The organism is bacterium, from assembly GCA_016873475.1.
Classification (GTDB): Bacteria; Krumholzibacteriota; Krumholzibacteriia; order JACNKJ01; family JACNKJ01; genus VGXI01.
In genome coordinates this window covers 1-11965 of record VGXI01000093.1, presented here as the reverse complement: position 1 = coordinate 11965, position 11965 = coordinate 1, and the positions used below count along the sequence as shown (strand labels likewise).

Here is an 11965-nt window from a genome sequence, read left to right as displayed (position 1 = left end):
TGGGCGCCGACGTGCAGGTGGTGGCGCGCGGCATGGGCCTGGACCAGCGCATCGGCGCGAAGTTCCTCCACGCGGGCGCGGGCTTCGGCGGCTCCTGCTTCCCCAAGGATACCAAGGCCCTGCTCACGATGGGCAAGCAGCACGGCGCGCCGATGGGTTTGGTCGCCGCGAGCATCGCGGCCAACGAGCGGCAGCCCCTGCGGGCCGTGGCGAAGCTGGCGGCGCTCGCCGGTGGCGAGGCGAAGCTGAAGGGCATGCAGGTGGCCATCCTCGGCCTCAGCTTCAAGCCGAACACGGACGACGTGCGCGAGGCCGCCGCGCTCAAGATCATTGCCCTGCTGCGCGCGAAGGGCGCCCGCGTGCGCGCCTTCGATCCCGTGGCCGGCGAGAACGCCAAGCGCGCGCTGCCCGACCTCGAGCTGGCCGCCGGCACCTACGAGTGCCTGGAGGGCGCCGACGCGCTCGTCATCGTGACCGAGTGGAACGAGTTTCGCGTCCTGGACCTGGAGCGCGTGGCGCAGCTCCTCAAGCGCAAGCTCGTGGTCGATTGCCGCAACATCTTCACGCCCGCGCTGATGGCCGAGGCCGGCCTCGCCTACGCCAGCTTTGGCCGCGGCGGGAAGGCGGGCGCATGAAGGTCCTCGGCGTCGTCGGCGCGCGCCCCAACTTCATGAAGATGGCGCCCATCGTGCGGGCGGCCGCCGGTGGCGGGCTCACCCTGGAGCTCTGCCACACCGGCCAGCACTACGACGACAACATGTCGAAGGTCTTTTTCGAGGACCTCGAGCTGCCGCGCCCGGACGTCTACCTCGGGGTCGGCAGCGGCTCACACGCCGCGCAGACCGCGCTGATCATGACCGAGTTCGAGCGGGTCGCGCTGGAGCGCCGGCCCGATCTCGTCATGGTCGTGGGCGACGTCAACAGCACGCTCGCCTGCAGCCTTGTCTGCGCGAAGCTGACGATCCCCGTGGCCCACGTCGAGGCCGGCCTGCGCAGCTTCGACCGCGCGATGCCCGAGGAGATCAACCGCATGGTGACGGACATCCTCTCGGACCTGCTCTTCACGACCAGCGCCGAAGCCGAGCCCAACCTGCTGCGCGAGGGCGTGGCCGCCGAGAAGATCCACTTCGTCGGCAACGCAATGATCGACTCGCTGCACTTCTACCTGCGCAAGGCCGAAGCGAGCGACGTGCTCGCGCGCCTGGGCCTCGCGCCCGGCGGCTACGGGCTCGTCACCCTGCACCGGCCGAGCAACGTGGACGACCCGGCGCAGCTCGCCGGCATCTTGGGCGCCATGCGCGAGGCGGGCGAGGCGATGCCGCTCCTCTGGCCCGTGCATCCCCGCACGGCGAAGATGCTCGAGGCACACGGCATCGACACGGCCGCCTACGGCCTGCGCCTGGTCGAGCCGCAGGGCTACCTCGATTTCCTGCGCCTGATGAAGGACACGCGCCTCGTGCTCACCGACAGCGGCGGCATCCAGGAGGAGACCACGGTGCTCGGCGTGCCCTGCCTCACCCTGCGCGAGAACACCGAGCGGCCGGTGACCTGCACGCTGGGCACGAACGTGCTCGTCGGCACCGACCCGGCGCGCATCCGGGCGGCGACTCGCGCGGCGCTTCACGACACGCGCCGCGCCTACCAAGTGCCCCCGCTCTGGGACGGCCACGCCGCCGAGCGCATCGTCGCCGTTACTTCCGACTGGTTGGCCGCGCGCTAGGGGCTGCCCGGCGCGGGGGCGGCAAGGAATCCGGCTCTACTTGACCCGGTCGCGCCCGCCCGCTAGGATCGCCCCATGGACCATCTGCGCATCGGCATCAACAACAGCCGCGTCTCGCGCCTCGCCGCCGAGCGCATCCGCACCCAGCTCGCCAGCGCCCACGACGGTTTGCACATCGAGCTGGAGGCCTTCGAGCCCGGGCCGGCGGCCAAGTCCGGCGACCCCGAGGCGCACATCCGCGCGCTGGAGGGCCCGCTGGCCAAGGGCAAGGTGGACGTCGTCGTCCACCTGCTCAAGGAGATTCCGGTGCGCCTGCCGGCGCCGATCCGCCTGGTCGGCGTCACCGAACGCCTGACCCCCTTCGACGCCTTCGTCTCCGATCGCTACCAGCTCATCGACGAGCTGCCCGCCGGCGCCCGCCTCGGCTACTCGCACCTGCGTCAGCGCGCGCAGCTCCTCATCCACCTGCGCGGGAACGGCGTCGAGCTGGTGCGCTTGAGCGGCAATGCCGAGACGCGCATCCAGCAGCTCGCGAGCAAGTCCCTGGACGGGATCGTCATCAGCGCCGAGAGCCTGGAGCTGGTCGGCAGCCAGGAGCGCGCGAGCGAGATCATCGGCGAGAGCGTGCTGCTGCCCGCGCCCGGCGCCGGCTGCCTGGGCTTCATCACTCGCCGCGAGGACCCCGAGATCGAGGAGCTGCTGCGCTCCGTCGAGGATCGCACGAGCCGCCTCGAGACGATGGCCGAGCGCGCCTTCCTCGACCGCCTGGGCGGCGACCCGGAGCTGGCGATCGGCGTGCGGGCCGCCCTCGACTCGCACTCGATGATCGTCGAGGGTTTCCTCGGCAACCCCGACGGCACGGTCTTCATCCGCGACGCCATCCAGGGGCCGGCCGCCAAGGCCGAGGACCTGGGCCTGAAGCTGGCCGAGCTGCTGCTCGCCCTCGGCGACGAGGAGCTGCACGCGCTGCTGCCCGTCTGAGCCCCCGCAAGTCCCTTGGCGCTCCGCCCGCCCGGTGCTAGACTGCCCCGCCGAGCGCGTGGGGGAGGACAGCCATGCTCGATCGCAAGTTCATCAGGCAGCACCCGGACGCAGTGCGCGCCGCCCTCGCCGCCAAGCGCGAGAGCGGCGATCTCGATCTCTGGCTCCGCCTGGACAGCGAGCAGCTCGCGCTCCTGCGCGAGGTCGAGGAGTTGAAGGCGCGGCGCAACCAGGCGAGCGAGGACATCAACCGCATGAAGCAGGCGGGGCAGGATGCGGCGACCGCCATCGCCGAGACGCGCACCCTCTCCCAGCGCATCAAGGAGCTGGACGCGAAGAGCGCCGAGCTGGAGGCCGCCCTCGCCGAGGAGCAGCTCCGCCTGCCGAACATTCCGCACGCCTCGGTGTCCCCTGGCGGCGAGGAGGATGCGGTCCTCGTGCGGAGCTGGGGCGAGCCGCCGCCTGCCGAGGGCTGGGAGCGCCTGCCGCACTGGGAGATCGCCGAGACGCTCGGCCTGCTCGACCTCGCGCGCGGCGCCAAGGTGGCGGGCAGCGGCTTCCCGCTCTTCGTCGGCGACGGCGCCCGCTTGCAGCGCGCGCTGGTGAACTTCATGCTCGACCTGCACCGCGCGGCCGGCTACACGGAGCTGGCGCCGCCCCTGCTCGTCAACTCGGGCAGCGCGACCGGGACCGGTCAGCTCCCCAAGAGCGCCGACCAGATGTACCACGCCGAGCTGGACGACCTCTGGCTGCTGCCCACGGCCGAGGTGCCGGTCACGAACATCTACCGCGACGAGATCCTCGAGCCGGAGGCGCTGCCGCGCTACTTCGTCGCCTACACGCCCTGCTTCCGCCGCGAGGCGGGCGCCCACGGCAAGGACACGCGCGGGCTCCTGCGCGTCCACCAGTTCGACAAGGTGGAGCTGGTCAAGTTCGTGCGGCCGGAGACGAGCTACGACGAGCTGGAGAGCCTGCTCGCCCAGGCCGAGCGCGTGCTGCAGGCGCTCGGCGTGCCCCATCGCGTGATCTGCCTCGCTGCGGGCGACCTCTCCTTCGCCGCGGCCAAGTGCTATGACATCGAGATCTGGGCCGCCGGCGTCGGCCGCTGGCTCGAAGTCTCGTCGGTGAGCAACTTCGAGGACTTCCAGGCCCGCCGCGCCGGCATCCGCTTCCGGCCGGCGGCGGGCGAGAAGCCGGCCTTCGTGCATACGCTGAACGGCAGCGGCGTCGCCCTGGCGCGCCTGGTCGCCGCCCTGCTCGAGAACGGACAGACGCCCACGGGCAAGGTGCGGCTTCCGGCCGCGCTCGCGCCCTACCTGGGCGGTCAGGAGTTCCTCAGCCGTTAGGCTCCAGGCTCGGCGCCTGACGCCCGGCACCAGGAGGTGTGCGCTGCCTCGCCGCTTCGCGCTCTCGAGCGAGCGCATTCGCTTCCTGCTGCAGCTGTACGTCTTCATCGCCAGCCTGGCGGTGCTGCTGGTGGCGGTGCTCTACGTGCGCCACCTCAACGAGCGGGCGCGCCGCGAGTCGAACTTCTCGACCGAGGTGATCAGCCGCCTGCTCGGCCTCTACCTGGAGACCGAAGAGATCCTGCGCAACAAGCAGCGCATCAGTACATTGATGGACGAGATCTCCACGACGGCGCCCTTCCCGATCATCATCGTCGACAACGAGGGGCGACCGAGCTGGTGGAAGGTGACGGGCTTCCCGAGCTACAAGGAGTACGGCTTCGAGAAGCTGGTCAGCTTCGACCCGGCGCAGCCGCCGGACGTGCACGTCGCCGCGCTGATGAGCATGGCGGCCGAGTTCAAGACGCGCGGCACCTCGGTCGTCTTCTACTCTCCCGGCTCGCCGGCACGCGTGCAGGGCCGCATCTGCTACGGCCAGAGCGACCTCGCCCGCGATCTCGGCAAGGCGATCGCCATCCAGCTCGCCATGCTGCTCGTCTTCTCGTTGATCGGCGTGCTCGGCTTCTTCGTGATGAAGCGCTTCGAGCAGGAGTCGATCTGGGTCGGCCTCGCCAAGGAGACGGCCCACCAGATGGGCACGCCGCTGACCAGCCTGCTCGGCTGGATCCAGCTCGGCGAGTCGCGCCTGGAGACGGCCTCGCTGCCGCCGGCCACGCAGGCCGCCTTCGCCGACGCCTTCCGCGAGATGGCGAGCGATGTCGACCGCCTGCAGAAGGTCTCGGCCCGCTTCAACAACATCGGCGGCACGCCGACCCTCAAGCGCGGCGACCTGCGGCCGGTCGTCGAGCGCACGGTGGTCTACTTCCGGCGGCGTTTGCCCCAGCACAAGGTGCACGTCGAGATCCGCGAGCAATACGATGAGGTGCCGCTGGTGCGCTTCCACGGCGAGCTGCTCGAGTGGGTGGTCGAGAACCTGATCAAGAACGCGCTGGACGCGCTCGACAAGGAGCAGGGCTTGATCACGTTATCGCTCAGCTACAACGGCACCGAGCGCACCGTGGACCTGCACGTGCGCGACAACGGACGCGGCATGAGCCCCTCCGTGCGCCGGCGCATCTTCCGGCCGGGCTACTCGTCCAAGAAGGGCGGCTGGGGGTTGGGCCTGACGCTGAGCCGGCGGGTGGTGGAGGAGTACCACGGCGGGCGGCTGCAGCTCCTGGACAGCCACCCCGGCCACGGTTCATGTTTCGTCGTGCGCCTGCCGATCTAGGCCGGCACCGGCCGTCCCGCGCGAAAGGAGCGCCGTGAATCAGCCGCCGCGCCAGCGGATCCTCTGGGCCGACGACCAGATCGATCTCCTGAGGCCGCACATCATCTTCCTGCAGGAGAAGGGCTATCTCGTCACCGGAGTGCCCAACGGCGACGACGCGCTCGCCCTCATCGAGCAGGAGTCCTACGACCTCGTCCTCCTCGACGAGATGATGCCCGGCAAGAACGGCCTCGAGACCCTCCTCGAGCTGCGCCGCATCCGCAGCGACATCCCCGTGATCATGATCACCAAGAGCGAGGAGGAGGGCCTGATGAACCAGGCCCTCGGCCAGCAGGTGCAGGACTTCCTCGTCAAGCCGGTCAACCCGGTGCAGATCTTCTCGGCGATCAAGCGCATCTTCGAGGGCCGCCGCATCCAGGAGGGGCAGCTCACGCAGGACTACATCGGCGAGTACGGTCGCATCAGCGGCGAGAACATGGACCAAGCGAGCTGGCAGCGCTGGCTGGAGGTGAACCGCTTCCTCACCGACTGGGACTTGCGCCTGGACCGCTACCCGGGCACGGGGCTCGAGCAGACGCACCAGGACCTGCGTCGCGACCTCAACCTCGCCTTCGGCCGCTGGTTCGAGCAGCGCTACCCGACCTGGGTTCGCCAGTCCGAGCGCGAGCGCCCGCTCCTCAGCCCGGATCTCTTCGGCCGCCTCGTCGCGCCCTTCATCGCCGACGGCCGGCAGGTCGTCTTCATCGTCATCGACTGCATGCGCCTGGACCAGTGGCTCGTCGTCGAGGAGATGCTGCGCGATCTCTACACGATCCAGCGCGAGGACTACTTCGCGATCCTGCCCACGGCGACGCCCTACGCGCGCAACGCCATCTTCGCCGGGCTCTTCCCGGACGACATCCAGCGCCGCCACCCGCGCTTCTGGAACGAGGACCCGCGCGAGGAGCTGAGCCTGAATCGCTACGAGAAGGACCTGCTCGCCGCGCAGCTCAAGCGACTCGGGCTCGAGGGACGGGGCCTCAAGTACGCGAAGATCTCCAAGATCAACGAGGCGAACGAACTGTACCGGCAGATCGGCAGCTTCCAGAGCATCCCGGTCGTCGCCCTGGTCTTCAACTTCCTGGACATCCTCGCTCATGGTCGCTCGCAGTCGGAGATCCTCCAGGAGATCGCGCCTGACGAGGCGGCTTTCCGCACGCTGATGGGCTCCTGGTTCCGCCACTCGGCGCTCTACGACATCCTCAAGGTGCTCTCGCGCCAGGGCGCGGCGGTGGTGGTGACCAGCGACCACGGCTCGGTGCTCTGCCGGCGCTCGAGCCTGGTGCACGGCAATCGCGACACCAGCTCGGGCATCCGCTACAAGTACGGCGATAACCTCGGCTGCGACGAGAAGCAGGCGATCCGCATCACCAAGCCGGAAGCGTGGCGCCTGCCCGCCGAGAGCCGCACGAAGAGCTACGTCGTCGCGCGGGAGAACTTCTACTTCGTCTATCCGACCAACTTCCACGAATACGAGCAGCGCTACCTGGGCAGCTTCCAGCACGGCGGCCTCTCGCTGGAGGAGGTGATCGTCCCCTGCGCGATCCTGGAGCCGAAGTCCTGAGCCTGCGCGCGGCCTCGCCGGACCAGACGGCGGCCATCGCCGCCGCGCTGGCCGCGGGCGCGCGCCCCGGCGACTGCCTGGCCCTCGACGGCCCGCTCGGCGCGGGCAAGACGCTCTTCGTCGCCGCCTACTGCGCGGCCCTCGGCGTGCCGGCGGGCGAGGTGGACAGCCCGAGCTTCGTGCTGCTGAACGAGTACGCGGGCGGACGGCTGCCGCTCTTCCACTTCGACGCCTACCGCCTGACCGGCGGCGCCGAGGAGCTGCTCGAGGCGGGGTTCTTCGATGAGCGGCTAGGAAACGGTGTGTGTATGGTGGAGTGGGCCGAGCGCCTCGCTGCTTTCTTGCCCGCCGGCGCGCTGCGCATCGCGCTCGCGATCACGGGCGAGCGCGAGCGGCGGCTCGCGCTCAGCGGCTGGCCGGCGGTCCGCCTCGCCGCCCTGGCGCCGTGGCGCGCGGCGTGAGCCGCCCCCCGCGGATCGGCGCGCGGGAAGCCGCCCTTCTCGCGCTCGCGCTGCTCGCTCTCGCCGGTTTCCTCGGCCGCCAGACCCGCGGCGGCCTGCGCAGCTTCGACGACGCCTACTATGCGCAGAAGGCCGTCGAGCAGCTCGCGGCCGGCGGCAGCTGGGTGAGCACCCACGGCGGCGCGCCGCGCTACGACAACCCGCCCCTGCACTTTTGGGTCACCGCGCTGCTCTATCGCCTCTTCGGCGTCTCGCGCTTCACGGCCGTGCTGGCGACGGGGCTGGCCGCGACGGGCACGGTGCTGCTCACGGCGGCGCTCGGCCGGCGCCTGCTCGCGGGCGCGGGCGGCGCCGCAGCCTCCGGGCACGGCGCGGCGCGCGCGCTCGCGGACCCGGGGCTGACGGCGGGGCTCATCCTCGTCCTGCCCGGCTTCTTCATGGACTACGCGCGCCGCGGCATGCTCGACCAGACCCTCGTCTTCTTCTTCACGGCGGGGCTGGCCGCGCTCTGGCAGGCCGAGCAGGTCGCCGCGCCGCGGCGCCGCGCGCTCTGGCTCGCGGCCTTCGGCCTTGCCCTCGGCGGCGCGCTGCTCACGAAGAGCGCCATCGGCGGCTTGCTGCTGCCTGTCGCCTTGCTCTGGTTGCTCGCCGCGCGCCGGCGGCCGGCGGGTGGCTTCTGGCTCGCCGCATCGGGGGGCCTCGCGTTCTTCGGCCTCTGGGTCTGGCGGAATGCGGCCCACGGCGGCGCCGACTTCTGGCAGGAGCACTTCGGCTGGTTGATCCTCGGCCGCGCGGCGCATGACCCGGGAGAGCGCGGGCCCTGGTTCGTCTTCGGCTACCTGAAGCTGCTCGGCGGCAACTTCTGGCCCTGGCTGCCCTTTGCGATCGGGGGCGGCGCGCTCGCCTGGCGCGCCTGGCGGCGCGAGCGCTCGGCGGCGGGGGCCTTGCTCCTCGTCTGGGCGCTGCTGCCGCTCGCGCTGATGAGCCTCACGCGCAACCAGTTCCTGCGCTACGTGCTGAACGTCTATCCGGCGCTCGCGCTGCTCGCGGCCTGGGCGCTCGCGCGCTGGCTCGCGCCGCGCGGCTGGCTCGGACGCCTGAACGCCGGGCTCGCAGCGCTGGCGCTGGCCGTGGCGCTCGCGATCAACTTCACGCACTTCGCGCCGCGCGGCGCCGTGGGCCTCGCGCCGCAGAGCGCGGAGGTGGTCGCGCTGGCGCCCGCGATCGCGGCCGCGACGCCGGCGGGCGAGCCCCTGCTCAACTACGGCCTGGGCACCTGGGACCCGCGCAACGCGGTGCTCTTCCACGCGGGGCGCTGGCTGGCCGACCCGATCGCGGACCCGCACGCGCTCACGGACTCGCTGCTCTGCGCGGCGGGCCGCGCGCTGCTGACGACGGCGGCCGGCGCGGCCCGGCTCGACTCCGTGGCGCCGGGCCTGCTCGTCGAGCGCGGGCGGGCGGGCGATCTCGTCCTCGCGGTGGGCGCCGGGCCCTAGGCGCGGCCGCGCGGCGGAAAAGGGGGATCGCCCGCGCCGGCGGATGCGCTAGAGTGTCCACGAGCCGCCAACCGGGACGAGCATTGCATGATCCTCGCCATCGACGTCAGCGCCCGCCACGGGCTCCTCAGCCTCGAGCTGCCGGACGGCCGCCTGCTCACGCGCCTGGGCGGCGAGCCGCGCGAGCAGCTCGCTTTCCTCGGCGAGGGCCTGGCCGGCCTGCGCGCGGAGGCGGGCGGCGACTGGGCAGGCCTCAGGCGCGTGGCCGTCACGCTGGGGCCGGGCAGCTTCACGGGGCTGCGCGTGGGTCTCGCCGCGGCGAAGGGGCTCGTCTTCGGCCGCGACATCCCGCTCGCGCCCCTGCCGAGCCTCGCCCTGCCGCGCCTGGCCGCCGATCCCGGGCTCGCCGCGCCCGCGCTCGTCAGCCGCCGCGCCCGCGCCGACGAGCTCTGGATCGCCCGCTTCGCGGCCGGCGCCTGGCAGCCGAGCGAGGAACGCCTGGCGACCCTCGGCGAACTGGCCGAGGCGCTGGCGACCGCCGCCCTCGCGGGGCCGGCGGCGGCCGCCCTGCAGCATGTCGGCGAAGGCCCGGGCGCCGCGCCCGAGCCGGAGGCCGCAGCCCAGCTCGTGGCTCTCGCGCGGCTGGCCCGCGAGGCGACGGAACTGGTCGGCGGCCCCGCCCTCGACCGCCTGCTGCCGCGCTACCTGCTCGCGCCCTCGGTGACCCTGCCCGGATCGGGCGCGCGCCGCAGCGCCCCCGACCCGGAGGGCGCGCCGTGAGGGAGCCCGCCCCCGCGCTGCCGGCCGGCTTCAAGGCTCGCTTCCGCGGCCTCGAGCTGGAGGCCGAGCCCTTCCGGCCCGAGCACCTGCTGGCCGTGATGGCCCTCGAGCAGGCCTGCTTCCCCGCGCCCTGGAGCGAAGGCCTGCTGCGCGAGGAGGCCCAGCCTCGGCGGCACGCCTGGAACCTCGTCGTGCGCGTGGACGGCGCCGTGCGCGCCTTCCTCTTCAACTGGATCGTCGTCGACGAGATGCACCTGCTCAACCTCGCCGTCGACCCGCCGCTGCAGGGAAAGGGCCTGGGGGGCTACCTGCTGGACTGGCTGCTCCGCGAGGCGGGGCGGGCCGGCTTCGCCGTCGTGAGCCTGGAAGTGCGGGCCTCCAACGCGCGGGCCATTCGCCTCTACGAATCGCGCGGCTTCGAGCGCCTCTTCCTGCGCCGGGGCTACTACACCGACAACGGTGAGGACGCCGTGATCATGCTCTGTCACCTGCGGGAGTCGCCCGATGCCCCTTGAGTTTCGCTGGCCGTCCGGGCTGCCGCCAGCGCTCGCTGCGGCGCTCGCCGAACTCGCGCCCACCTGGTCGGCGCTCCATCTGCCGCCCGGCACGCTGGGGGTGATCCTCGGCAGCGGGCTGGGGCCGGCCGCCGAGGGTTTTCCGCTGCGCTGGCGGCGGGACTTCGCCGCCCTCGGCCTGCCCAGCGCCTCCGTGGCCGGGCATGCGGGCGAGCTGCGGCTGGCCGAGGGGCCGGGCGCGCCGCTCCTCTTCCTCTCGGGCCGCCTGCACCGCTACGAGGGCCTGGGCGACTCGCGCGTGCTCCTGCCCGCGGCGGCGATGGCGGCCTGTGGCCTGCGCGGCCTGCTGATCACGAATGCCGCCGGCGGCCTCGATCCGGCCTTCGCGCCGGGCGACTTCATGCTGATCGAGGACATCCTCAGCCTCCAGTTCGATGACCCGCTGCGCGGGCAGTCGCTGGCGGGCGCGCCGCGCCGGCCGCCGCGACGCCCGCTCTTCGATGCGGCCCTCGCGGAAACCCTGGCCGCCTGCGCGGACGGGGCAGGGCTTCGGCTGCACCGCGGCGTGCTGAACTGCGCGCCCGGACCGGCCTACGAGACGCGCGCCGAGCTGCGCCTGGCGCGGCTGCTCGGCGCCCAGGCGGCGAGCATGTCGACCTTCCCCGAGGCGATGCTCCTGGCCGACTGGGGCCTGCCGGCCGTGGCGCTCTCCTGCATCACGAACGCGATCCCGCCCGAGGGGGCCGAGGCGCCGCCCCTCTCGCACGAGGAGGTGGTGGCGGTCGGCCGGGCGGCCGCTGCGGGCTTTGGCCGCCTGCTCGCCGCGCTCTCGGCGGCGCTCCCGCCCCCGGGGGCGGGCCGGGGAGGGCGGGGATCTTGTTAGGACCTTGTAAAGCAAGGACTTGGCGCGCTGCCTCGGCTTTCGGCATCCGGCCGGGAACCCGGCCTGAGCATGGCACTTGCATGGGCTCCCCGCCGACCGGGATTTGCCGCTTGCTCCCGGACGGGCCGCTTCCCTATACTCCGGTCGCTTCTCAAGGATGAGCTATACCGAAACCACTTGAGGTATCGCCCATGTCCTGGTTGCAGCGCGACAAGAAGGGTCTCAAGAACCAGCCCCGTCTCGCGCGCAAGGAGATCCCCGACGGCCTCTGGATGAAGTGCCCCAGTTGCGGGGAGATCCTCTTCCGTCAAGAACTCGAGAAGAGCCTGTGGGTGTGCAGCCACTGCCAGAACCACTTCCGGGTGGGGGCGGAGGTCTACCTCGGGTTCATGCTCGATGAGGGGAGCTTCCGCGAGACGCACGTCGGCCTGACCAGCCTCGACCCACTCGAGTTCAAGGTGGGCGGGGAGGCCTACGCCGACAAGCTGAAGGAGGCCCAGGCCAGGAGCGGCCTCGACGACGCCGTCGTCACGGGCGTGGGCAGCGTAGGCGGGCATGCGGTCACCGTCGCCGTGATGGACTTCCGCTTCATGGGCGGCTCGATGGGCTCGGTGGTGGGCGAGAAGATCGCCCGCGCCATTGGCGACAGCCTCGCCAGCGGCCGGCCCCTCATCATCGTCTCCCAGTCGGGCGGCGCGCGCATGCAGGAGTCGATCCTCTCGCTGATGCAGATGGCCAAGACCAGCGCCCTGCTCGGCCGGCTGCGCGAGAAGCGCATTCCCTTCATCTCGATCCTCACGCACCCGACCACGGGCGGCGTGACCGCCTCCTTCGCGATGCTCGGCGACCT

At 72.0% G+C, this 11965-nt stretch carries 12 protein-coding genes; all 12 read left to right on the top strand.

Annotated features, from left to right (window positions below; all coding sequences use genetic code 11):
* Window positions 1-635 (top strand): UDP-glucose/GDP-mannose dehydrogenase family protein (locus FJ251_08915; GenBank protein MBM4117850.1); only part of this gene is annotated, 635 nt, incomplete at its 5' end.
* Entirely contained in the window at window positions 632-1720 is a 1089-nt protein-coding gene (locus FJ251_08910) for a UDP-N-acetylglucosamine 2-epimerase (non-hydrolyzing) (GenBank protein ID MBM4117849.1), read from the top strand. The genes FJ251_08915 and FJ251_08910, both read left to right, overlap by 4 nt.
* A 75-nt stretch (window positions 1721-1795) precedes the next feature.
* The gene (gene hemC / locus FJ251_08905; protein ID MBM4117848.1) at window positions 1796-2701 is read left to right on the top strand and encodes a hydroxymethylbilane synthase; all 906 of its coding nucleotides are present in this window, start codon (window positions 1796-1798) and stop codon (window positions 2699-2701) included.
* 74 nt (window positions 2702-2775) lie between these two features.
* Window positions 2776-4047 carry a serine--tRNA ligase gene (serS, locus tag FJ251_08900; GenBank protein ID MBM4117847.1) on the top strand — a complete coding sequence of 424 codons (1272 nt, stop codon included), beginning with the start codon at window positions 2776-2778 and terminating at the stop codon, window positions 4045-4047.
* 121 nt (window positions 4048-4168) lie between these two features.
* On the top strand, window positions 4169-5377 hold the full coding sequence (locus FJ251_08895; protein MBM4117846.1) for a HAMP domain-containing histidine kinase: 1209 nt from the start codon (window positions 4169-4171) through the stop codon (window positions 5375-5377).
* Window positions 5378-5411: 34 nt separating this feature from the next.
* Window positions 5412-6980 (top strand): bifunctional response regulator/alkaline phosphatase family protein, encoded by a 1569-nt coding sequence (locus tag FJ251_08890; GenBank protein MBM4117845.1) that lies wholly within the window; start codon window positions 5412-5414, stop codon window positions 6978-6980.
* Window positions 6977-7441: a tRNA (adenosine(37)-N6)-threonylcarbamoyltransferase complex ATPase subunit type 1 TsaE gene (gene tsaE, locus FJ251_08885; protein MBM4117844.1), complete on the top strand. Its 465-nt coding sequence runs from the start codon at window positions 6977-6979 to the stop codon at window positions 7439-7441. Before FJ251_08890 ends, tsaE begins: the two co-directional genes overlap by 4 nt.
* Complete coding sequence (locus tag FJ251_08880; protein MBM4117843.1) at window positions 7297-8937, top strand: phospholipid carrier-dependent glycosyltransferase; 1641 nt, start codon at window positions 7297-7299, stop codon at window positions 8935-8937. Before tsaE ends, FJ251_08880 begins: the two co-directional genes overlap by 145 nt.
* A gap of 87 nt (window positions 8938-9024) precedes the next feature.
* Entirely contained in the window at window positions 9025-9717 is a 693-nt protein-coding gene (gene tsaB, locus FJ251_08875) for a tRNA (adenosine(37)-N6)-threonylcarbamoyltransferase complex dimerization subunit type 1 TsaB (protein MBM4117842.1), read from the top strand.
* Entirely contained in the window at window positions 9714-10232 is a 519-nt protein-coding gene (gene rimI / locus FJ251_08870; protein MBM4117841.1) for a ribosomal-protein-alanine N-acetyltransferase, read from the top strand. Before tsaB ends, rimI begins: the two co-directional genes overlap by 4 nt.
* Entirely contained in the window at window positions 10222-11115 is an 894-nt protein-coding gene (locus tag FJ251_08865; GenBank protein MBM4117840.1) for a purine-nucleoside phosphorylase, read from the top strand. Before rimI ends, FJ251_08865 begins: the two co-directional genes overlap by 11 nt.
* A 191-nt stretch (window positions 11116-11306) precedes the next feature.
* Window positions 11307-11965 (top strand): acetyl-CoA carboxylase carboxyl transferase subunit beta (locus FJ251_08860; GenBank protein ID MBM4117839.1); only part of this gene is annotated, 659 nt, incomplete at its 3' end.